We start from the raw sequence: 20867 nt of genomic DNA on the forward strand, positions 1-20867 counted from the left end.
GCGTTCGCCTCGTTCTCGGCCTCGGGAGCTCACTGTTCGGCAAGACCCCACGCCTCCAGGTTCCAGAACGGTCCCTCCGCGGGGTTGATGCTGACCGTACCGCCGACCTTCTCGTTCCAGAGCAGGATGTTCGGGATGCCCACGATGGGGATCGATGCGGCCGAGTCGGCGATGACCTTGTCGGCGGCCTTGGTCGTTTCGATGCGCTTGTCGACGTCGAGCTCGGTCTCGGTCTCGTCGAGCAGGGGGTCGAGCTCGTCGATGGACACGCGACCGAAGTTGATGCCGGAGTAGCCGTTGGTCTTGGTGGGGATGTTCGCCGAGCCGAAGGGTTGGTCGAGCGTCGGCTCCGGGAAGTAGTCGACCAACGTCCACAGGCCCATCTGGAAGTCACCTGCCGGCGCGACCTTGGTGAACAGGTCGGCGGGGGTGGTCGTCTCAATGCTCACGTCGAAGCCGGCGTCGGCGAACTGCTGCTGCAGGATCTGCAGCATCAGGTCGCGTCGCTTGTTACCCGCGAGCGAGTGGATGACGAACGACGCCTGGCGGCCGTCCTTCTCCCAGATGCCGTCGCTGCCCTTCGACCAGCCGTCTTCCTCCATCAGCGATGCGGCCTCGTCCAGGTCCAGCTCGTACTGGTCGAAGGAGTCGCTTGCGTACGCGGAAACCAGCGGGGAGAGGAAGCTCTGCGCAGGATCCTCGACATCGACGGCGCCGTAGATCCGATCGACGAGGGCGTCGCGGTCGATGGAGTACGTGGCGGCGCGCCGGACGGCTTCGGAGTCGAACGGGAACGCGTCGTTGTTGATCCAGAGCGCCTCGAGGTTGCCGCTCTGCGGGTCGACCTGCGAGTTGATCCCGGGGAGCCCGGCCTCGATCTGACTCATCGCGTTCAGCTGCGGGGTCGGGTACAGCGCGTCGACCTGACCGCTCTTGAGCGCCTGGAACGCGGCCGCAGTGTCCGGGATGAAGGTGAACGTCACCTTGTCGAGGTGCGGCTTGTCGCCCCAGTAGTTCTCGTTCGGAACGAGCGTGACGCTCGTACCGCGCTTCCAGGACTCGATGATCCACGGCCCGCCGCTGAACGAGTAGCCGTCGCGCATCGTGGCGGTGCGGTCCTTGCCCTCGAGCAGGTGTGCGGGGAGTACGCCGTAGGTGTTGCTGAAGAGCATTCGCCAGTTCGCGTACTGCTGGTCGAGGTGGACGACCGCCGTCTTGGGATCGGGCGTGGCCACCTCGGTGATCGTGTCGTAGCCGCTCTTGTCGAAGATGTTGTCGCCGTCGCGGATCTGCTCGGCGGTGTACGCGAAGTCCGTCGAGGTGATGGGTTCGCCGTCGGACCACACCGCGTCGGGGTTGATCGAGTAGGTGATCGTCATGCCCTTGTCGGTCGACTCCACCTCGGGCTCGCCGGTCAGCAGGTCCGACGGCACGGCAACCCAGTCGTCACCGTCCTTGCGGATGTCGAAGGTCACCGGGATGGTCGGGCGCCGCATGAGCCAGTCGCCCCAGATGGACCCGGCGCAGGTCGAGAGCCAGTCCGCGCAGGCGGGCTCCTGCTCGGCCCCGATCACCACCTCACCGCCATCGCGTACGGGCACGTCGGCGACCGGGTCCTGGCTGTTGGCGGTCGAGCCGCCACCGGTGCATCCGAGAGTGCCCAGCAGGACCAGGCCGAGCACCGCGGCGAGCAGTCGACTGCGGTTCGTGTTGCGGGTCGTGGACATCGTGGCCTCCAGTTAGCCCCCGCGCCGAAGCGGTGAATGAACGGGAGCATAAATCCGCGGCGCTACGTTTGCAATAGGTATGGGCAATTAGATAGTCAATAAGACTGACTTGGTCTCCAGTGCCGTCAGGACGGCGGCGATCAGCCGCGTGCGATCCGGCAGGCTCGCGACGTCGATCCACTCCTCGGGCGTGTGCGCGCCATCGCCGACGGCGCCGAGCCCGTCGAGGGTGGGTACCCCGAGGGCAGCGGTGAAGTTCCCGTCGGACGCCCCGCCAACCGATCGGCGCTCCACGGCGGGCAGTCCCGCGGCCGCTGCCGCTTCTCGGGCGATGGCGTACAGACCCCGGCTCGCGGAGTCTTCGAGGGGAGGGCGGTTGATGCCGCCGTCCAGTCGGATCCGCACGTGCGCGTTGCGGCTCGACATCGTACGAAGGGCGTCGTCGACGCGGCGGAGCTCCTCGATGCTGCCGGCGCGTACGTCGATCCCGACTCGGGCATCCGCCGGCACGGTGTTCGTCGTCGTACCGGCGCGTGCGGTCGTCGGCGTGACGGTAGTGCCGCGGGCCGGATCTGCCAGCTCGCAGACGTGGGTGACCACGTGCGCGAGCTCGACGAGTGCGTTGTGCCCGCGCTCGGGCTCGAGTCCGGCATGGGCCTCGCGCCCCTCGAGTCGAACCTCGTAGATGCCTCCGCCCTTGCGCGAAGTCTTGAGCGCGCCGTCGAGGCTGGGTTCCGGGACGAGCGTCGCCCGGGCATTCGCTGCCGCCTCCTCGATCAGTGGCCGCGAGGTGGGGGAGCCGATCTCCTCGTCGCCGGTGATGACCAGGGAGATCGCGGCGGGGTTCTCGACCTGCTCGAGCGCCTCGAAAGCCATCACGATGCCGGACTTCATGTCGAACACACCCGGCCCGTACGCGCGTCCGTCCTCGATCCTGAACGGCCGGGAGTCGATCGTGCCCGCGGCGAAGACCGTGTCGGCATGCATCAGGAGGAGTACCGACGGTTCAGCCGCCGGCCAGTACAGATGCGGGACACCGTCGCGGGTGATCGTGTCTGGTTCTCGCCTGAGCGCCGCAGTACCCCACTCGCGCAGCGGCTCGTAACACGCGAGCAGTCGGTCGGCGTCTGCCGACGGCGTCTCGACCGTCACCAGGTGTTCCACGCGCTCCAGTACTCGCGTCAGCGACGGCGGGCTCATGCGCGCCTCACCCGAGCCCAGAACGTACGAAGTGCGGCGACGGTGTCATCGGGATTCTCCTCGGCCAGGTAGTGGTCGGCGTCGATGGCGTGCCCATCGACGACGGCGGCGTACTCGCTCCAGACCGCGGTGACGTCGAACGAGCGTCCGACGTAGCTGCTTGCGCCCCAGAGGGCGAGCAATGGCGCCGAGACGACGCGTCCCGCCGTACGATCCGCGCGGTCGTGGTCGAGGTCGGTGGTCGCTGCGGCGCGGTAGTCCGCACAGGTCGCCGCGATGCCACCCGGGGCTCGCATCGACCGCACGTACTGCCCGAACGTGTCGTCGTCGATCACCGGACCGCGAACGTTGCGTCCGGCGAACCGGCTGCGCATCCAGGCCTCGGTGTCGGCGGCGATCAGTGACTCGGGCAGCGGGCTGGGTCTGGTCAGGAAGAACCAGTGGAAGTACGTCTCGGCCATCGACCGGTCTACGTGGGTGAACATGTGCAGGGTCGGGACGATGTCGAGCACCGCGATGCTGCGTACGCGCTGCGGATGGTCGAGTGCCAGCCGATGCGCTACCCGGCCGCCGCGGTCGTGCCCGACGACGTCGGCCGTATCGATGCCGAGCGCGTCCAGCACGCCGATCTGGTCCTGTGCCATCGCGCGCTTGCTGTACGTCCGGTGCTCGGGATCGTCGTGGGGTCGGCCGGACTGCCCGTACCCGCGCAGGTCCGCCGTGACGACCGTGTGGTCCCGGGCCAGCTCGAACAGCACGCGATCCCACATCCGTTGCGTCTCCGGGTATCCGTGCAGCAACAGGACCGCTGGCCCCGTGCCCGCGACGCGCGCGGCGATCGTCACGCCGTCGTTGCTGACCCGGATCTCCTCGACGTCTGGGGCCGATGGCATCAAAGTCCTCCTCGGGTGAGATGTATAGACTATGACATTGACTACGCAGTTCGGCTAGAGTCCGGATCGCCGGCCGTCGTGCGCGACCGCTGCCGGCCGTACTGACCGACGATGGAGGGAATGCTCGATGGCCCAGCCCGGGCGCAAGCAGCGACGAGCGCGCGACAGCCTCAGCCGCGAGGTCATCCTGGACGCCGCCGAGGCGGTTGCCGTACGGGACGGTCTCGAGGGGCTCACGTTCCAGGCGATCGGGCGCGAGCTGGACGCGCACCCGACCTCGGTCTACCGGCACTTCCGCGACAAGGACGAGCTGGTGCTCGAGCTGATCGACTCGCTGCGGTCGCGGTCGTACGGGGGCGAGCTGGTGCCGTCCGACGACTGGCGCGACGACCTGCGCCGGGCGGCGCGTCATGTGCACGAGCACTACCTGCGCTACCCGGCGTTCGCGCAGCAGATGGCGGCGCGCACGACGCGGCGACCGCGTGAGTTCGCCAACGTCGACTTCATCCTGGGGGCACTCCTGCGAGCGGGCCTGAGCCCGGAGACCGCGGCGAGGTGTGCGCGCGCCTACGGCAACATGACCCGGGCGATGTGTGGCATGGAGGCCGCGCTTCTGGACCTTCCGGAGACGACGCGCATCGCGGACGAGACGTCCTGGCAGGTCGAGTATCGCCAGCTCGCGAGCGACGACTACCCGAACATCGCGGCGGTCGGTGATCACCTCGCGAGCATCGGCGACCCGCGGATCTTCGGCGTCGCCGTCGAGCTGATGCTCGATGGCATCGAGGCGATGGTCGCGCGCGACGAGCCGGGCGAGGCGCCGCCCGAGGCCTGACCGCGTTCGCCGCGACCCGTTGACGCGGGCCGGCCCCGGTGCCACCCTGTTAGTCATGAGCGTTGACTATAAACCTTGCGTGGCACTCGGCCGTTGGCACGGCGTCCGTGGGAGGAGCGAGTGAGCCGCGACTGGCGGTCCTGGTTCGCCGGGCCGCAGCTCGCGACCGTACGACCCGCAGCCGGCGACGCTGGCCTGAGCCTCGTCGTGGAAGAGGGCAGCGACGGGTCGTACGGCAGGATCTGGGACGCCGCGTCGGAGGTGCCCGGCGAGCCGCTGCCGTTCGCGGTCGGGCTCGGTGCCGTGCTATCTCCGGATGGGCGCTGGGTCGTCGACCTCGACGACAACGGCGGGTCCGAGGTCGGCTTCCTGCAGGCGATGCCCGTCGGGTCGGGCGAGCCGGTACGGCTCGCACCCGAGCGCGCCGCGTACGTGCTCCGGGGGCTCGAGTTCAGCGCGGATGCGACCCGGCTCGCCGCGACCGTGGTCGATGACGACGGATACCACCTGCTGGTGATCCCGGCGGCACCGTGGGGGAGCGCTCGTACGCTCTTCTCGTCGCCGAACGAGGCCTGGTACGGCCACCTCTCCGCCGACGGCTCGCTCGCGTGCATCGACACGACCGACCACTGTCCGGGGGTACGCCGGCCGGCGGTGACGGTGCTCGAGACCCGGGACGGCCGCGAGGTGGCGGTGCTCGACGACCTGCCGGCCGGTCCGATCAGGGCCGTGCGGTTCTCCGGCCGGAGCGGCGACCCGCGGGTGCTGATCTCGACGGAGCGCTCGGGCTTCGCGCGCCCGGCGATCTGGAACCCGCTCACCGGTGACCGGGTCGACATCGATCTCCCGGCGCTGAGCGGCGAGGTGATGGCGCTCGACTGGCACGCTGACTCGGGCAGCATCCTCGCGGTTCATGTCGACGACGGCGTACAGCGCCTGTTGCTCCTGGCAGACGACGGGTCGGCGGTGTCGGTGCTCGGCGACGGCGACGGGAGCTACGTGAACCCTGACGTCGCAAATGTCTATCCCACCTACTCCGGTTCGTACTTCACGCCCGACGGAGAGGTACGGGTCGTCGGGTCACGATGGGACCTGCCGCTGCACGTTCGTACGCACCGGGCGGGCCGAGGCGCGCAGGTTCTGCTCCCACCGGCGGCGGTGCCCGCTGGGCGCCGACTCACGTCCTCGATGATCGAGAGCGAGGACGGCACCCGGATCCAGCTCTGGTGGGCGCGGCCCGATGCGGAGCCCCGCGGCACCGTGCTCGAGGTCCACGGCGGCCCGAACCTCGTCGCCGTCGATGGCTTCAACCCGTCGGCACAGGCGTGGCTCGATGCCGGGTTCGCGTACGCCTCGTTGAACTATCGAGGCTCGGTGTGCTTCGGGCGTACGTTCCGGGAGGGCTTCTGGGCCGTCGGGGGCGATCGCGAGATCGAGGACATCGAGTCCGCCGTGTGCTGGCTGCGCGGGCAGGGACTCGCCACACCGGACTCCACGTTCATCACGGGCGCGTCGTACGGCGGGCACCTGACCCTGCTCTCGATCGCCCGGCTTCCCACGATGTTCGCCGGAGGACTCGCCCATGTCGCGATGGCGGACTGGCGGACGGCGTACGACGACATGAACCCGGCACTGCGCTCGGCGTGGACCGGCTTCCTCGGCGGGGCGCCCGACGAGGTCCCGGACATCCTCGCGCGCTACTCGGCGATCAACCTCGTCGACCGGGTGACCGCCTCCGCCTGGCTTTACCAAGGTGCACGGGACACCCGGACGCCTGCGGCGCAGGCACAGCGCTATGCCGATGCGCTGCGCGCGAGCGGCGGCGACGTCGTCATCGACTGGTTCGATGCGGGCCACGAGCCGACCGGACTCGGTGCGCTCGAGCACGGTCAGGCGCGGATGCTCCACTTCGTGGAGCGGACGCTCGCCGGACTTCGGTGGGACGCCGCCACGCAAGAGACACCGACGGGCTGACGTCCGGCGGCCGGCGTCATCCGGTCACCCATGGCCGGAGCTTCTCGGGATTTCGTACGACCCAGATGTGCTTGACCCGGTCGTCTGCAATGTCGAAGGCGAACACCGTCACGGTCTCGTCGGCCTGCCGGGCGACGATGCCTGCCTGGCCGTTGACCGTGCGCTCCACGAAGGTCATGGTGCTGGGCGTGCGGTGCGCGATCTCGACCCAGGCGCGCGCGACCTGCTCGCCGCCCTCGATGGGCTGCAGGAAGCTGGTGGCCATGCCGCCGCTGTCGGCGATCGCCGTGGCGTTGGGGTCGAGGAGTCCGATGAGGGCGTCGATGTCCTTGTTCTCCCATGCCCGCTTGAACTCGCGGACGATCTCGGCCTGCTGGGCCGGTGGAGTCGCACCGTGCGACGTGCGGATGCGACGCCGCGCGGACGAGGCGAGCTGGCGGCACGCCGCCGGCGTGCGGCCGACGATCTCGGCCACCTCTGCGTAGGGGTAGCGGAAGACGTCGTGGAGGATGAAGGCGACCCGCTCGGCCGGGGTCATCGAGTCGAGTACGACGAGGAACGCCATGTTGACCGACTCGTCGAGGGTGATCCGGTCCGCTGGGTCGCCGGTGCTGTCACTCGCCGGCCCACAGATCCACTCGCTACGTTTCGGCAGCGGCTCGGGGATCCATTCACCGACGTAGCTCTCGCGTCTCGCCCGTGCCGAGCCGAGCAGGTTGAGGCAGATTCGGCTGGCGACCCTGGTCAGCCAGGCGCCGGGGACCTCGATGGCCGCCTGCTGTTGCCGGGACATGGCGTACCAACGGGCGTACGTCTCCTGCACGGCGTCCTCGGCATCGGCGAGCGAGCCGAGAAGCCGGTAGGCGAGGTTGAGCAGCTGGCGCCGCTCGCTCATGATCACGCCCAGGCCAGGATCGGCCGGGTCGTGCCCCGGGCCCCATTCGGTGGTCATCGTGTCATCAGCCTCTCGGTCGCATCTGCCCTCACAACCTTGACAAGACAACGCACCCGAACGTGAGGTCGGCGCCTCGCCTGACGTTCTGGCGAGGTGCGTTGTCGTACCGGTGAGAGCAACCCACCACTCGGCGACCTGCCACCCACAAGCCAGGAGGCACCATGACAAGCACGGTTCCGCCAACACTGTTCACCGAACCGGCACCCGACGAGCGCCTGAAGCGAGCGGCGACCGCGCTCGAGGAGGCGAACTTCGGCGTGGAGATCCTCGATGACGCTGCCGGGGCGCGTGCCCGCGTCGAGCACCTGATCCCCGAGGGCGCCACTGTGTTCACCGGGGCCAGCGAGACGCTCCGCCTGTCCGGCATCGACGAGGACATCAACGGCAGCGGGCGATACGAGTCGGTCAAGGCACGAAGCTCCTCCATGGACCGCGCGACCCAGGTGGCCGAGATCTGGCGGATGATCGCGTGCCCAGACGTCATCGTGGGCAGCGTCCACGCGGTCACCGAGACCGGCTCCCTGGTGACAGCCTCGGCCAGCGGCAGCCAGCTGCCGGGCTACGCCGGCGCCGCTGCCCGGGCGATCTGGGTCGTCGGAGCACAGAAGGTGGTGCCCGACCTGAGCACCGCGCTGAGCCGGGTCGAAAACCACTGCCTCCCGCTGGAGAACGAACGTGCGATGCAGGCGTACGGGGTGCCCAGTGCGCTCAATCGCATGCTCATCCTCAATGCAGAGCCACACCCCGGGCGTGGCACCGTCCTGCTGCTCCGCGAAGCGATCGGGTTCTGACCGACACCACCAGAGGCGACCGGGCCGAGATCGGCCAACGGCCGTCGACCAGAGAAGGACTGCCATGGAAACACCACTAGGACCACGACTCATCGGAGAGACGGAGAAGTCACTCAACGCCGTTCTGCGACGCCTGCTCGCCGGCACCGACCTCAGCGAACCACAGTGGGTGACACTCCGCCTCTCGGGACTGCTCGACGGCACGGTGGATGCCGCCGGTCTGGCGGACGCCGCGCGCGACCGGGCCCAGTTCACTGGCGCAGACGACCATGTCGCCGCACTGACCGCGCGCGGACTGCTCGACGAAGGCGTTCTCACCGACGCCGGGCGCGAGCTCCTCGACCGGATGCAGGCTCGGATCACCGAGGCGACCCGGCCCGTCTGGGAAGGCCTTCCCGAGGACGACGTGGCGGCCACCACGCGAGTGCTCAACCAGGTCGCCGCTCGTGCCCGCGCGTTGCTGACCGAGCTCTGAGTCCACATCACAAGTTTCCGGCCGACAACAGGTCGGCCGGCCGATTCCGGAAGGAAGACGTCACCATGAACGACCTCCAGGCCATCGCAGACCGCGCCGAGATCCAGGCGCTGCAAGCGGAGTTCACCGATGCCGCCATGATGCACGACGTTGATCGCCTGATGTCGCTGTACACCACTGACGCCGTTTACCGAATCCCCGAAGTCGACATCGAGCTCGTGGGATGGGAGGCGATCCGATCCGGCAACGAGCAGCTGGCCGAAAACTGGGAGTTCTTCGTGCAGAACACCCACCCGGGCTCGATCCAGGTCGACGGCGACACCGCGACCGGTCGCGCCCTGGTCTTCGAGCTCGGACGTCAACGGGACGGCCGGTCGGTCGTCAACCACGCGCTCTTCCACGACCGCTACCGACGCACGCCTGACGGGTGGAGGTTCAGCGAGCGCGTCTACGAGGTCCGCTACTTCGACACCAACCCGCTCACGGGCTCCCCTGAGGTCGCCTGGGACACCGACTACCAGCCCGGCGAGGAGAGCGCACCCGCCCGGTAGGCGGCCCCTCCGTCGGCCCGTTCCCGGCATGCCCACGTTCACCGGGAGCCGGCTTCCACAATGCTCGCCCGACCGGGGCGGCATGGGCTGCGGCGGAGCATTACCTGCCGGATATGATCCCAGAGCGGGCAGCGACGGGCTGGTGTCCCATCGCTTCAGACGTACCCGCGATAATGGGCGCGCCCGGCAGGATTCGAACCTGCGACCGGTGGATTAGAAGTCCACTGCTCTATCCAGCTGAGCTACGGGCGCTGGCGTACGAAGCCTAGCCGCTGCACCGGGCAGCGGCCGATGGCGGCACGTGGAGGCGGGGCGACATTGGCGACGAAGAAGCAGAAGCGCGAGCGCCTCGCGCGTGCAGAGGCGGAGCGACGCGAGCACGAGCAGTTCGAGAAGCGCAGGCGTACGGTCCGCACGGTGGTCATCGCCGTCGCCGCCGTCGCGGCCGTCGCCGTCGTCGTGTTCCTGATCAGCTGGCTGAACAAGGACGAGCCCGTCGTCACGCCCGACGGTGTGACGGCGCAGGGCGGCGTTCTGTATCCCGCGGCGAACCAAGCATCGGGTGACGCCGTCGAAGTGGTCGTGTACGAGGATCCATTGTGCCCGCACTGCCGGGACTTCGAGACCGAGCACGGCGAGTTCCTGCAGGAGGCGGCCGATCGAGGCGACATCACCTTGGAGTATCGCCCGATCGCACTGATCAGCGACGACTCCGTTGCGCCGGTGAACGCGATGGCGTGCGTACTCGACGGGGCCGGTCGCAAGGTGTTCGTCGACTTCCATGACCGGATGTTCGCGGGGAGTACGCCGACGCCGGGCTGGCGGACATCGCCGTCGAGTCGGGCACCGACAACAGGGCGGTCGCCGACTGCATCGACGACGGTACGCACGACGGCTGGGTCGACAAGGTGACGTCCGACGCCTCCGACGACGGCGTCGAGTTCACGCCCACGGTCCGCATCGACGGCGAGACCGTCGACGTCGACGATCTCGACGACATCGAGTCGCTCGTCGAGAAGGCGGCCGCGTGAGCAGTTCGCAGCCACGGCCCGACTCTCCCGGTCGACCCGGCACCCGGGCCGGCGAGCTCGACGACCCGCTCCACCAGTCGGGCCGAACGCTGCTCACCGTACTGATGTGCGCGGCCGCCGCGGTCGGGCTCGTCGGCGGCATCGTCTACCTCACCCAGAAGGGTGGGGCGGATGTCGAGAGCGTCGCGCTTGCGCTTCTCTACGCCGCCTTACCCGTCCCGGTGCTCGTCGGCGTCTACCTTTGGCTCGACAGCTATGAGCCCGAGCCCCGCCGCTACCTCGGCTCGGCGTTCGTGTGGGGCGCGTTCGGTGCCGTCACGATCGTGCTCCTGGTCCAGGTGCCCATCGAGAAGGTGTGGGAGCCGTCGATGCACACGTCGGCGGTCTACCTCGCGCCCCTGCTCGAGGAACCTGCGAAGGGCGTCTTCCTGCTGTTCACGCTGCTTCGCCGACGCCGCGTCATCGACGGCATGGTCGACGGGTTCGTGTACGCGGGCGTCGCGGCGCTCGGCTTCGCCTTCACCGAGAACGTCCTCTACTACACGTCGGCGTACATGGCCGCATCCGAGGTCGACATCCCGGGCACCCTCGGCGCTACCGGAACCTTCTTCGGCAGAGGGTTGATGACGCCGTTCATGCACCCGATCTTCACCAGCCTCTTCGGCGTCGGGCTCGCGATGGCGACGCTCGCTCGCAAGCCCATTGCGCGGGTGGTCTTCCCCGTCATCGGTATCGGCGCCGGAATGCTCGCGCACGGCAGCTGGAACGCCGCCGCGTCCACGGGCGAGCCCGGGCTGCTCCTGGTCGCGTACGTCGGCATGCTGACGCTCCTCGGCGGGCTGATCACCTGGGCGATGATCGCGCGCCGAAACGAGGGTCGCCTGCTGTGGGAGGCGCTGACCGACATGGCGCGGCGCCGCGGTTGGCTGCACGTGGACGAGGTGCCGTATCTCGCCCGCCTCGGGTTGCGCTCGCGCGCTCGCGCGTACGCCAAGCGCGCGTCCGGCGACGATGCGGCGCATGCGGTGCGGCGCTACCAGAAGCTGGCGTGCGAGACGGCATTCCTGTACGACGGCGTGATGCGCGGACGCCCGAAGTACCACGCAGTCGAGCGCGTCGATGCGATGCGCGCGGCGATGACGCTGGTACGACCGCGGATCGTGCTGCCGCCACCGGTTCGGATCGTCAAGCGGCTGCCGCGCGCGGTTCGCAGCCCGGCGTGGGGCTACCCGCCTCCGGCGTGGCACCAGCCGCCTCCGACGACCTGGCAGGCACCACAGCAGGTGACATCCCCGCCGTACCCGCCTCCACCGGCGCCGTACCGCCCGCCGGGCCCGCCTCGGCGCAGGTGACGCGCCGGCCATCCGGCGCCGATTCGAGGCGACAGAAGCGGGTCGGCGTGTGACCCTTGTGACGCGTGTTGTAGTCCCGACTTAGGTCCACCATGCCGATCTCTACTACAGTGAACGTACTAATGCTGGGTGCGCCAGACACACGCGTTGGTCGTGATGGAGGCGAAGGATGCGGAGCGAGGTAGCGGTGCGGTCGTCGCCTGAGCTGCTCGCTGCCCTGGTACGGCTGCGCGAAGCGGTCGGTTCGGCCTCCCTGGGTCTCGAGACCGACGACGCCGTCACCCTCCGTGAGCTCCGCTCGACGACCGTCGACCAGCTCGAGGACTACATCCTTCCGCGCCTCGTACAACTCGACGCACCACTGCTCACGGTGGTCGGTGGCTCGACCGGTGCAGGCAAGTCCACGCTGGTCAACTCGATCGTCGGCCAGGCCGTCTCGGAGGTCGGGGTGCTCCGGCCGACGACGAAGTCGCCCGTGCTGGTGCACCATCCCCTCGACGCGGAGTGGTTCGCGCCCGAGCGCATCCTTCCCGACCTGGAGCGTACGTCCAGCCCGTCGGCGGGCCCGGGCGCGATGCATCTCGTCGCGACCGAGCTGCTCCCGCGCGGCATCGCCATCCTCGACGCACCCGACGTCGACTCGGTCGACCGCGAGAACCGCGCCCTCGCCGGGCAGCTTCTCGCGGCCGCCGACCTGTGGCTCTTCGTGACGTCGGCGGCCCGCTACGCCGACCAGGTGCCGTGGGAGTTCCTGCAGGGCGCCGGCAAACGTGGCGCGTCGGTCGCCGTCGTACTCGACCGCACCCTGCCCGACGCGGCTCTGGAGGTACGCGGCCACCTCGCCCGGATGATGAGTGCCCGCGGCCTGCGCGACTCGCCGCTGTTCATCGTCCCGGAGACCGACCTCGACGAAGACGGGCTCCTCACCCGGGGCGTCATCGGCGAGGTCCGCCGGTGGATGCACGACCTCGCCTCCGACGACACGGCTCGTACGTCGGTCATCTCGCAGACGCTCGACGGCGCGATCCGGCAGACCGTCTTCAGCTCGCACGAGATCGCCGACGCCGTTGCGGCGCAGGAGGAGGCGGCCGGGGAGCTGCGTACGCAGGTCGAGCGCGGCTACCGGCAGGCCGAGGCAGACGTCATGCGGGCGGTCTCCGATGGCTCGCTGCTGACCGGCGAGGTCGGCGCGCGCTGGCAGTCGTTCGTCGGCACCGGTGAGTTCATGCGTTCGCTCGAGGAGAAGGTCGGCCGCATTCGCGAGCGCATGGTCAACTCCTTCCGCGGCCGTCGCAGTGCGGCGATCGACGTCAGCGAGGCCGTCGAGCAGACGCTCGGCACCGTACTCGTCCAGTACGCCGAGCAGGCCGCCGAGCGGGTCGACCGCTCATGGGCCGCGTCGACTGCGGGCCACGCCCTGCTGGAGAACGCCGACGTCGCGCTCGACCGTGCCACGCCGGAGTTTCGCTCCCGCGCGGCATGGGCCGCTCGCGAATGGCAGGAGTGGACCCGATCGCTCGTACGTGCCGAGGCCGCGGAGAAGCGGCTCAGCGGGGGTTTCCTCGCTCTCGGTGTCGACGGCGTCGCGGCCGCACTCGCGATGGTGGTGTTCACCCAGCAGGCAACGACGACCGATCCGACCACCGCAGCGGCGCGCCAGCTGCTCGACTCGATCCTCGGCGAGCAGACGGTCACGACTCTCGCGAAGACCGCGGAGTCGGAGTTGCACCGCCGAGTGCGTACGCTGTTCGCCGACGAGCAGCGTCGGCACCTCGACGTACTCGCCGCCAACGCCCCACGCCGGGGCGCGTACGACGCCCTGCGTGGTGCGGCCCGCGGGGTGGACGATGCCCGGATGAATCCAGGAAGGGAACGCCTTTGAGCGCGGGTGAGGTTCTCGCGAACGAACGTGCCGACGTGTCGGTACGCGTGTCGGGACTGTCGCGGGCCGTCGATGCGAGCCGTGGGCGGCTCGACGACGAGCTGCTCGACCCGGCCAACACCGTCGTCGAACACGCCAACGCGCGCTTGCGGCTGTCGAGTGAGCACACGATCGTGGCGCTTGCCGGAGCGACCGGTTCGGGCAAGTCGTCGCTGTTCAACAAGCTCAGCGATCTGGAGATCGCGGGCGTCGGCGTCAAGCGCCCGACGACGTCGTGGGCACTCGCGTGCGCCTGGGGCCCCGAGGGTGCGTCCGACATCCTCGACTGGATCGGCATTCCCGCGCGCCAGCAGGTGTCGCGGATGAGCATGCTCGACACCTCGAGCGACGACACCAACCTGCGCGGTCTCGTACTCCTCGATCTGCCCGACCACGACTCGACCGAGGTCGCCCACCACCTCGAGGTCGACCGCTTGGTCGAGTACGCCGATCTGCTGGTGTGGGTGCTCGATCCCCAGAAGTACGCCGACGCGGCGATCCACGAGCGTTACCTGAAGCCGTACGCCACGCACAGCGACGTGATGATCGTCGTGCTCAACCAGATCGATCTGATTCCTGCGGACAAGCGTGACGCGGCGGTCGCCGACGTACGCCGGCTGCTGGTGAACGACGGGGTTCCCGACCCCATCGTGCTCACCACGTCGACCGTCACCGGCCAGGGACTCGACGACCTGCGGCGCATGCTGGTGAAGCGCATCCGCGAGAAGCAGGCGGCGCGCGGGCGGATCGGCGCCGACGTACGCCCGGTGGCCGAACAGCTCGCGGCGGTGAGCGGCACGGTCGAGACTCCGGTCATCGGGGAGAGCGAGCGGGCGGCGTTCCGCGATGGCCTCGCCGACAGCGTCGGGGTCCCTTCGGTGGTCGAGCTGGTGCGCTCGATCGCGGTCGAGCGCGGCGCGCGAATGACGAGCTGGCCGCTCATGCGGTTGGTCACGCGGCCACGCACCGATCCCGGTCATCGCATCGGCGGCGACGGCGACATGTCATCCGCGGCGTTGGTGCACGCGTCCATGCCCGAGCTGCGGGCACAGCGCGGCCACGCCGATTCCGCCGTACGCGAGCTCGCAGAGAACACCACGAGCACCCTCACCCAGCCGTGGGTGCGGGCGGTGCGCTCCGCCACGACCGGCCGGAGCGGTGAGATCGTGGACGCCGTCGACCACGCGGTCGAGTCGGCCGACCTGGGTCTGACGAAGCCCCCGCTCTGGATGCGCATCGTGAACATCGTGCAGTGGCTGTTGCTGCTCGGGGTCGTCGTCGGGCTCGCGTGGTGGATCGCCGTCACGGTCTCCGACGGCACGGGCCTGCCCGACCCCGAGGTCGGTGGCGTGTCGGTTCCGCTGATCGTGGCCGGCGGCGCGCTCGTCGTGGGCATCGTGCTCGGGATCGTTTCGAGGATCGCCGTCGGCACGTCCGCAAAGCGCCGGGCGCGCGAGGCCGATGCGGCGCTACGTCAGTCGATCGCCCGGGTCGCCGATGAGCAGATCATCGCTCCGGTCGACAAGGAGCTGCACGCCTACGACGCAACCCGAGCAGGCCTGCGCGCGGCGCTGGACGGCCGCGGCTAGCTTCTACAGCGGGGCGCGCCTGCGTCGCGCCGGGATTCCTCCACAGCGGGACGTGATCCGGGACGATATCCACATCGGCTCGCGTACGCACGCACCTGCGCCCTTCGGACCCGCACAGTGGTGACGAGAGCCCGCGGCGGTCGCGGGCGGGTGAGCACTGGGAGGCAGGCCATGCAGGATGCGCAGGTCACGATCACCGGTTACGTCGGTACCGACGTCGAGTTCCGGCCCGGCAACGGCAACGACCGGGCGATGTTCCGACTCGGTTCGACGTCGCGATTCCGCGATCGTGATGGCGAGTGGCGAGATCGCGAAACGGTGTGGATGACCGTAAAGGCCTGGCGCACCCTCGCACAGAACATCGCGGCTTCGGTGCAGCGCGGTGAGCCGGTCATCGTGACCGGCAGGATGCAGGCGGAGAAGTGGGCGGACGACGGCGGCCAGCATTACCGCGACGTTCTGGTCGCGACGACCGTCGCGCACGACCTGAACCGCGGTACGACGGCGTTCCGGCGCAACGAGCGACCCGCGGGGAAGCCGGTCTTCGCCGCAGCCGCACCGGTTGCCGCGACTCCGGCGGGCGAACACCCGCGCGACGGTGAGCATGCAGATCGGCACGGCGGGATGCCCGAGCCAGCACCGGCCTGAGGCATCCGTGGGCCGTCCCCTACGCTTGGACATCATGGCCGAGTACATCTTCACGCTTCGTAATGTCCGCAAGGCCCACGGCGACAAGGTCGTCCTCGACAACGTCACGCTCTCGTTCCTGCGCGGGGCGAAGATCGGCGTGGTCGGGCCCAATGGCACCGGCAAGTCGACCCTGCTGAAGATCATGGCGGGGCTGGAGCACCCGAACAACGGCGACGCGATCCTCGATCCGGGGGCGACGGTCGGCATCCTGTTGCAGGAGCCGCCGCTCACGGAGGGCAAGACGGTGCTCGAGAACGTCGAAGAGGCCGTCGTCGACGTCAAGAGCAAGCTCGATCGCTTCAACGCGATCAGCGCGGAGCTCGCCGATCCCGACGCCGACTACGACACGCTGCTTGCCGAGATGGGCAATCTGCAGACCGATCTCGACCATGCCAACGCGTGGGATCTCGATTCGCGTCTCGACCAGGCCATGGACGCGCTGCGCTGTCCGCCGCCGGACGAGCTGGTAGACCATCTGTCGGGCGGTGAGCGCCGTCGCGTCGCGCTGTGCAAGCTGCTGCTGGAGCAGCCCGACCTGCTGCTGCTCGACGAGCCGACCAACCATCTCGACGCCGAGAGCGTGCAGTGGCTCGAGCAGCACCTCGCGAACTACCCGGGCGCGGTGCTCGCGATCACCCACGACCGGTACTTCCTCGACAACGTCGCCGAGTGGATCCTCGAGCTCGACCGCGGCAAGACCCATCCCTATGAGGGCAACTACTCCACGTACCTCGAGACGAAGCGGGACCGTCTCGTCGTCGAGGGCAAGAAGGACGCCAAGCGCGCCCGGATCCTCGAGCAGGAGCTGCAGTGGGTGCGGTCCAACGCCAAGGCGCGCCAGACCAAGAACCAGGCGCGCCTCCGGCGGTACGAGGAGCTCGCCGCCGAGGCCGAGCGCAACCGCAAGCTCGACTTCGAGGAGATCAACATCCCCGCCGGTCCGCGGCTGGGCGATGTCGTCCTCGAGGCATCCGATCTGCACAAGAGCTTCGGCGACCGGGAGCTGTTCGACGGCCTGTCCTTCAACCTGCCGCGAGCGGGCATCGTCGGCGTCGTCGGCCCGAACGGCGTCGGCAAGTCGACGCTGTTCCGGATGATCGTCGGTCAGGAGAAGCCCGATTCCGGCAGCCTCGACGTCGGCAAGACGGTCTCGATCTCCTACGTCGACCAGAGTCGCGGCGGCATCGCCCCCGACAAGAACGTCTGGCAGGTCGTCTCCGACGAGCTCGACTTCATCAAGGTGGCGAACTACGAGGTGCCGAGCCGGGCGTACGTCGCGTCGTTCGGCTTCAAGGGCTCCGACCAGCAGAAGCCGGCAGGTGTCCTCTCGGGCGGTGAGCGCAACCGGCTGAACCTCGCACTCACGCTGAAGATGGGCGGCAACCTGCTGCTGCTCGACGAGCCCACCAACGATCTCGACGTCGAGACCCTGCAGTCGTTGGAGGACGCGCTACTCGAGTTCCCGGGTTGCGCGGTCGTCGTATCGCACGACCGGTGGTTCCTCGATCGGGTCGCCACCCACATCCTGGCGTGGGAGGGCACCGACGACGATCCGGCGCGGTGGTTCTGGTACGAGGGCAACTTCGCCGACTACGAGCAGAACAAGGTCGAGCGCCTCGGAGTCGAGGCAGCGCGCCCCCATCGGGTCACGCACCGCCGCCTGACCCGCCCCTGACGCTGACGAGAGAGTTTTTGGCCCACTGACGAGAGATTGCGTACCCGGTGCCACCGGGTACGCAATCTCTCGTCAGTGGGCCAAAACTCTCTCGTCAGCGTTTAGAAGGGCTTGCCGTGAAGCTCGCGCCGGATCGCGTCGAACGCGCGTCCGATCGCGGCGAAGTCGTCCGGTGAGACCGCGTCCACCAGGTACTCGCGCACGCCGCGTACGTGGGTGTGGGCCGCCTCCTCGAGGCGGCTGAGGCCTGCGGTGGTCAGCTGCGCCAGTACGCCGCGGCCGTCGTCGGGGCTTGCCTCCCGGGCGACGAGCCCGGCGTTCTGCAGGCGCGCGATCGTATGGGTCGTGCGACTGCGCGACTGCGCGACCGAGGCGGCCAGCTCGGCCATTCGCATCCGGCGACTCGGCGCCTCCGAGAGCCGGACCAGGATCTCGTACTCCGGCATCGACAGGTTGTGGCTCTCGCGCAGATCGCGGTCGAGCCGCTCGAAGAGCACGGTCGAACCACCGAGGAAGGCGCGCCAATCGCGCTGTTGATCGTCGTCCAGCCAGTGCGTATCCGAGGTGCTCGGTGCCTGCGTCATGCGTACATGGTACCGCTAGTTGACGGCTCAACTAATGAGCGCTACAGTAGAAACCGTTGAAGCGTAAACTAATTTCCTCAAGGAGACGCCACATGGCCGAGTTCACCGCCGGAACCTGGAAGATCGACACGACCCATTCGGAGGTCGGGTTCACCGTTCGCCACCTGATGAGCAAGGTGCGCGGCAAGTTCGAGACGTTCGAGGGCGAGATCGTCACCGACTCCACCGGGCTCGCTTCGAGCGCGACCGCGACCGTCGAGCTGTCGTCGGTCAACACCGGCACCGAGGATCGCGACAACCACCTGCGTTCCAGCGACTTCTTCTCCGTCGACGAGACGCCGACGATGACGTTCCAGTCGACCGGTATCCGCGACAAGGGCGAGACCTACGTCGCGCTGGGCGACCTCACGATCCGCGGCGTCACCAAGCCGGTCGAGCTCGACGTCGAGGTGCTCGGCGAGGGCGGCGACCCGTGGGGCGGCACGCGTCTCGGCCTCGAGGCGACGACAACGATCAGCCGCAAGGAGTTCGGGATCGACTTCAACATCCCCGTCTCCGGCGACAAGCTGATGATCGGCGACAAGGTGACGATCCAGCTCACCGTCGAGGCCGTGCTGCAGGCCTGATCCGGGCCGGCTATCGCGCGCCGGCCATGCGTACGGCGAGCTCCGCGTAACGCTCGGCTATGTCGGGGGCCGAGCGGGACCCGTCGTCGCGAAACCAGCGCGAGACGTCGATACCCAGGGACAGCAGGGCCACTGCCGTCCCTGGGACGTCGTCTTCTTCGAGGTCGAACGATCGGTCGCGCACGCCGGCGAGCAGTACGCCGCGCAGCACGTCGTCGATCTCGCGGCGCATCGCCGCGACCTCCTGGTAGTGCTCGGGTGACAGCGAGTCGAGCTCGTACTGCACGATGCGAGCGCGCGTGTGGTGCTCCGCGTGCCACCAGGTGAACGCGCGTACGTACGCCGCAAGTCGATCGACGGGGGAGTCGATCCCCTCGACTGCGTCGCGCACGGCGGCGAGCGCGCCCTCGTGGCCGAGCCGGCTCACCTCGTAGAGCACCTGTTCCTTCGAGGCGTGGTGCACGTAGAGCGCGGCCGGGCTCATTCCCGCACGGGCCGCGATGTCGCGGGTCGTCGTCGCATGGAACCCGCGTTCGGCGAACGCCTCGACGGCTGCGTCGATCAATCGGTCGCGTGAGGTGGTCCGTGAAGTGATCTCCGCCATCATCACGCCCGTCTGCCGTTGACATGTCCTGCCCGGACGTTAGATCCTGAGCAAGCGCTTAGTCAAGGCGCATGCGTCGGGTCAGGTCAGCGTCGAGTCAGGGGACGGCAAGGTCATGCAGAGATACATCTTCGGCGACGATCACGAGGCGTTCCGGGCGTCCTGCCGCGAGTTCCTCGACCGGCACGCGCGCCCGTACGTCGACGAGCACCTGGAGGCGCGCGCGATCCCGCGCGAGTTCTGGCTCGAGGCGGGCAAGCAGGGCCTGCTCGGCCTCGAGGTCCCCGAGGAGTACGGCGGGGCGGGCGCGGGCGACTACCGCTTCAACGCCGTCCTCGCCGAAGAGCTGAGCAAGGTCAACGCCGCGCTGTCGTCGTGCGTCGGCATCCACGCCGACATCGTGGCTCCCTACCTCGTCGACCTGTGCACCGACGAGCAGAAGCAGCGCTGGCTGCCCGGGTTCTGCTCGGGCGAGATCCTCACCGCGATCGCGATGACCGAACCGTCCGGCGGCTCCGACCTCGCGGCGCTCAAGACGACCGCGGTACGCGACGGCGACGGCTGGCTGATCAACGGGTCCAAGACCTTCATCACCAACGGCTACTCCGCCGACCTGATCGTGGTCGCCGCGCGTACGAGCCCGGAGAAGAAGGCCAAGGGCATCACGTTGTTCGCGATCGAGGCCGGCATGAGCGGCGAGGAAGGTAGCGAGCGGAGTGGTGGCCGCGAGGGACGAGTGGCCGCCGCGGAGGGAGCGGACGACCGAGCGCGATGGACGGGAACGAACGGCTTCTCGCGCGGTCGCAAGCTGGACAAGGTCGGCCAGACCGAGTCCGACACCGCCGAGCTGTTCTTCGAAGACGTACGCGTCGGCCCCGAACAGGTCATCGGCGAGGTCGACCGCGGGTTCGTGTCCATGATGGAGCGGCTGCCGCAGGAGCGGCTCGGTGCGGGCGTGTCCAACATCGCCCACGCCGCGCAGATCCTTCGCGAGACCGTCGAGTACGCCAAGGAGCGCAAGGCGTTCGGCCAGTCGATCGGTGCGTTCCAGCACAACAAGTTCCTGCTCGCCGAGCTGGTCACCAAGATCGAGGTCGCCCAGGCCTTCATCGACCAGTGCGTCGAGGCGCACCGGCGGCGCGAGCTCAGCGCGACCGACGCCGCGAAGGCGAAGTGGTGGTCCGCCGAGGTGCAGAACGACGTGCTCGACAGCTGCGTCCAGCTGCACGGCGGCTACGGTTTCATGAACGAGTACCGCGTCGCCCGCGCCTGGCGCGACGCCCGCGTCACCAAGATCTGGGCCGGTTCGAACGAGATCATGAAGGAGCTCATCGGCCGCGAGCTCGGCTTCTGACGTACGACGTGGCAGCGCCACAGGAAAGGTTGGTCACCGC

20 protein-coding genes and 1 tRNA gene are annotated in these 20867 nt (G+C 68.8%); 14 read left to right on the forward strand and 7 right to left on the reverse strand.

Annotated features, from left to right (window positions below; genetic code table 11):
* Nucleotides 1-29: 29 nt before the first annotated feature.
* The 3 genes from L0C25_RS17115 to L0C25_RS17125 form a co-directional block, all read right to left on the reverse strand.
* The gene (locus L0C25_RS17115; RefSeq protein WP_271632905.1) at nt 30-1727 is read right to left on the reverse strand and encodes an ABC transporter substrate-binding protein; all 1698 of its coding nucleotides are present in this window, start codon (nt 1725-1727) and stop codon (nt 30-32) included.
* Nucleotides 1728-1814: 87 nt separating this feature from the next.
* On the reverse strand, nt 1815-2927 hold the full coding sequence (locus L0C25_RS17120) for a M20 family metallopeptidase (RefSeq protein ID WP_271632906.1): 1113 nt from the start codon (nt 2925-2927) through the stop codon (nt 1815-1817).
* Nucleotides 2924-3820 (reverse strand): alpha/beta fold hydrolase, encoded by an 897-nt coding sequence (locus tag L0C25_RS17125; protein ID WP_271632907.1) that lies wholly within the window; start codon nt 3818-3820, stop codon nt 2924-2926. The genes L0C25_RS17120 and L0C25_RS17125 overlap by 4 nt, the downstream gene beginning before the upstream one ends.
* Before the next feature lie 127 nt (nt 3821-3947).
* On the opposite strand from L0C25_RS17125, the gene L0C25_RS17130 reads away from it, so the two are divergent.
* Both L0C25_RS17130 and L0C25_RS17135 read left to right on the forward strand, forming a co-directional pair.
* Nucleotides 3948-4655, forward strand: a complete 708-nt coding sequence (locus tag L0C25_RS17130) for a TetR/AcrR family transcriptional regulator (protein ID WP_271632908.1) — start codon at nt 3948-3950, stop codon at nt 4653-4655.
* Nucleotides 4656-4775: 120 nt separating this feature from the next.
* On the forward strand, nt 4776-6629 hold the full coding sequence (locus L0C25_RS17135) for a S9 family peptidase (RefSeq protein WP_271632909.1): 1854 nt from the start codon (nt 4776-4778) through the stop codon (nt 6627-6629).
* A gap of 16 nt (nt 6630-6645) precedes the next feature.
* On the opposite strand, the gene sigJ is transcribed toward L0C25_RS17135, so the two are convergent.
* The gene (sigJ, locus tag L0C25_RS17140; protein WP_271632910.1) at nt 6646-7581 is read right to left on the reverse strand and encodes an RNA polymerase sigma factor SigJ; all 936 of its coding nucleotides are present in this window, start codon (nt 7579-7581) and stop codon (nt 6646-6648) included.
* A 164-nt stretch (nt 7582-7745) separates the two neighbouring features.
* Between sigJ and L0C25_RS17145 the strand changes: the two genes are divergently transcribed.
* The 3 genes from L0C25_RS17145 (at nt 7746) to L0C25_RS17155 (ending at nt 9401) form a co-directional block, all read left to right on the forward strand.
* Entirely contained in the window at nt 7746-8375 is a 630-nt protein-coding gene (locus L0C25_RS17145; protein WP_271632911.1) for an LUD domain-containing protein, read from the forward strand.
* 64 nt (nt 8376-8439) lie between these two features.
* Entirely contained in the window at nt 8440-8850 is a 411-nt protein-coding gene (locus L0C25_RS17150) for a helix-turn-helix domain-containing protein (RefSeq protein ID WP_271632912.1), read from the forward strand.
* Between the two features lie 65 nt (nt 8851-8915).
* Nucleotides 8916-9401, forward strand: a complete 486-nt coding sequence (locus tag L0C25_RS17155) for a nuclear transport factor 2 family protein (protein ID WP_271632913.1) — start codon at nt 8916-8918, stop codon at nt 9399-9401.
* A gap of 178 nt (nt 9402-9579) precedes the next feature.
* Here the strand turns inward: L0C25_RS17155 and L0C25_RS17160 are convergent.
* Nucleotides 9580-9653, reverse strand: a tRNA-Arg gene (locus L0C25_RS17160).
* A 39-nt stretch (nt 9654-9692) separates the two neighbouring features.
* On the opposite strand from L0C25_RS17160, the gene L0C25_RS17165 reads away from it, so the two are divergent.
* The 7 genes from L0C25_RS17165 (at nt 9693) to ettA (ending at nt 17659) form a co-directional block, all read left to right on the forward strand.
* Nucleotides 9693-10313: a DsbA family protein gene (locus L0C25_RS17165; RefSeq protein ID WP_271632914.1), complete on the forward strand. Its 621-nt coding sequence runs from the start codon at nt 9693-9695 to the stop codon at nt 10311-10313.
* Nucleotides 10274-10432, forward strand: a complete 159-nt coding sequence (locus L0C25_RS17170) for a DsbA family protein (RefSeq protein WP_271636849.1) — start codon at nt 10274-10276, stop codon at nt 10430-10432. The genes L0C25_RS17165 and L0C25_RS17170 overlap by 40 nt, the downstream gene beginning before the upstream one ends.
* Nucleotides 10429-11784 carry a PrsW family intramembrane metalloprotease gene (locus L0C25_RS17175; protein ID WP_271632915.1) on the forward strand — a complete coding sequence of 452 codons (1356 nt, stop codon included), beginning with the start codon at nt 10429-10431 and terminating at the stop codon, nt 11782-11784. The genes L0C25_RS17170 and L0C25_RS17175 overlap by 4 nt, the downstream gene beginning before the upstream one ends.
* Before the next feature lie 169 nt (nt 11785-11953).
* Nucleotides 11954-13666, forward strand: coding sequence for a GTPase family protein (locus L0C25_RS17180; RefSeq protein ID WP_271632916.1), 1713 nt, complete (start codon nt 11954-11956; stop codon nt 13664-13666).
* Nucleotides 13663-15294, forward strand: a complete 1632-nt coding sequence (locus tag L0C25_RS17185; protein WP_271632917.1) for a GTPase — start codon at nt 13663-13665, stop codon at nt 15292-15294. The genes L0C25_RS17180 and L0C25_RS17185 overlap by 4 nt, the downstream gene beginning before the upstream one ends.
* Before the next feature lie 171 nt (nt 15295-15465).
* Nucleotides 15466-15942 carry a single-stranded DNA-binding protein gene (locus L0C25_RS17190; RefSeq protein WP_271632918.1) on the forward strand — a complete coding sequence of 159 codons (477 nt, stop codon included), beginning with the start codon at nt 15466-15468 and terminating at the stop codon, nt 15940-15942.
* 34 nt (nt 15943-15976) lie between these two features.
* The gene (gene ettA, locus L0C25_RS17195; protein WP_271632919.1) at nt 15977-17659 is read left to right on the forward strand and encodes an energy-dependent translational throttle protein EttA; all 1683 of its coding nucleotides are present in this window, start codon (nt 15977-15979) and stop codon (nt 17657-17659) included.
* A gap of 101 nt (nt 17660-17760) precedes the next feature.
* Here ettA and L0C25_RS17200 read toward each other — a convergent pair whose 3' ends face one another.
* Nucleotides 17761-18243 (reverse strand): MarR family winged helix-turn-helix transcriptional regulator, encoded by a 483-nt coding sequence (locus tag L0C25_RS17200; RefSeq protein WP_271632920.1) that lies wholly within the window; start codon nt 18241-18243, stop codon nt 17761-17763.
* Between the two features lie 92 nt (nt 18244-18335).
* Between L0C25_RS17200 and L0C25_RS17205 the strand changes: the two genes are divergently transcribed.
* Nucleotides 18336-18869, forward strand: a complete 534-nt coding sequence (locus L0C25_RS17205) for a YceI family protein (RefSeq protein WP_271632921.1) — start codon at nt 18336-18338, stop codon at nt 18867-18869.
* A gap of 10 nt (nt 18870-18879) precedes the next feature.
* Here the strand turns inward: L0C25_RS17205 and L0C25_RS17210 are convergent, their stop codons facing one another.
* Nucleotides 18880-19434, reverse strand: coding sequence for a TetR/AcrR family transcriptional regulator (locus L0C25_RS17210; protein ID WP_271632922.1), 555 nt, complete (start codon nt 19432-19434; stop codon nt 18880-18882).
* 154 nt (nt 19435-19588) lie between these two features.
* Here L0C25_RS17210 and L0C25_RS17215 point away from each other — a divergent pair, with 154 nt between their 5' ends.
* Entirely contained in the window at nt 19589-20827 is a 1239-nt protein-coding gene (locus L0C25_RS17215) for an acyl-CoA dehydrogenase family protein (protein WP_271632923.1), read from the forward strand.
* Nucleotides 20828-20867 lie beyond the last annotated feature (40 nt).

It is taken from the genome of Solicola gregarius (assembly GCF_025790165.1).
Classification (GTDB): Bacteria; Actinomycetota; Actinomycetes; order Propionibacteriales; family Nocardioidaceae; genus Solicola; species Solicola gregarius.

Coding starts and splice junctions, on each gene's coding strand:
- L0C25_RS17155 (WP_271632913.1), top strand. CDS start 8,916: ATGAACGACCTCCAGGCCATCGCAGACCGCGCCGAGATCCAGGCGCTG.
- ettA (WP_271632919.1), top strand. CDS start 15,977: ATGGCCGAGTACATCTTCACGCTTCGTAATGTCCGCAAGGCCCACGGC.
- L0C25_RS17215 (WP_271632923.1), top strand. CDS start 19,589: ATGCAGAGATACATCTTCGGCGACGATCACGAGGCGTTCCGGGCGTCC.
- L0C25_RS17130 (WP_271632908.1), top strand. CDS start 3,948: ATGGCCCAGCCCGGGCGCAAGCAGCGACGAGCGCGCGACAGCCTCAGC.
- sigJ (WP_271632910.1), bottom strand. CDS start 7,581: ATGACCACCGAATGGGGCCCGGGGCACGACCCGGCCGATCCTGGCCTG.
- L0C25_RS17190 (WP_271632918.1), top strand. CDS start 15,466: ATGCAGGATGCGCAGGTCACGATCACCGGTTACGTCGGTACCGACGTC.
- L0C25_RS17150 (WP_271632912.1), top strand. CDS start 8,440: ATGGAAACACCACTAGGACCACGACTCATCGGAGAGACGGAGAAGTCA.
- L0C25_RS17145 (WP_271632911.1), top strand. CDS start 7,746: ATGACAAGCACGGTTCCGCCAACACTGTTCACCGAACCGGCACCCGAC.
- L0C25_RS17165 (WP_271632914.1), top strand. CDS start 9,693: ATGGCGGCACGTGGAGGCGGGGCGACATTGGCGACGAAGAAGCAGAAG.
- L0C25_RS17125 (WP_271632907.1), bottom strand. CDS start 3,820: ATGCCATCGGCCCCAGACGTCGAGGAGATCCGGGTCAGCAACGACGGC.
- L0C25_RS17200 (WP_271632920.1), bottom strand. CDS start 18,243: ATGACGCAGGCACCGAGCACCTCGGATACGCACTGGCTGGACGACGAT.
- L0C25_RS17120 (WP_271632906.1), bottom strand. CDS start 2,927: ATGAGCCCGCCGTCGCTGACGCGAGTACTGGAGCGCGTGGAACACCTG.
- L0C25_RS17180 (WP_271632916.1), top strand. CDS start 11,954: ATGCGGAGCGAGGTAGCGGTGCGGTCGTCGCCTGAGCTGCTCGCTGCC.
- L0C25_RS17115 (WP_271632905.1), bottom strand. CDS start 1,727: ATGTCCACGACCCGCAACACGAACCGCAGTCGACTGCTCGCCGCGGTG.
- L0C25_RS17205 (WP_271632921.1), top strand. CDS start 18,336: ATGGCCGAGTTCACCGCCGGAACCTGGAAGATCGACACGACCCATTCG.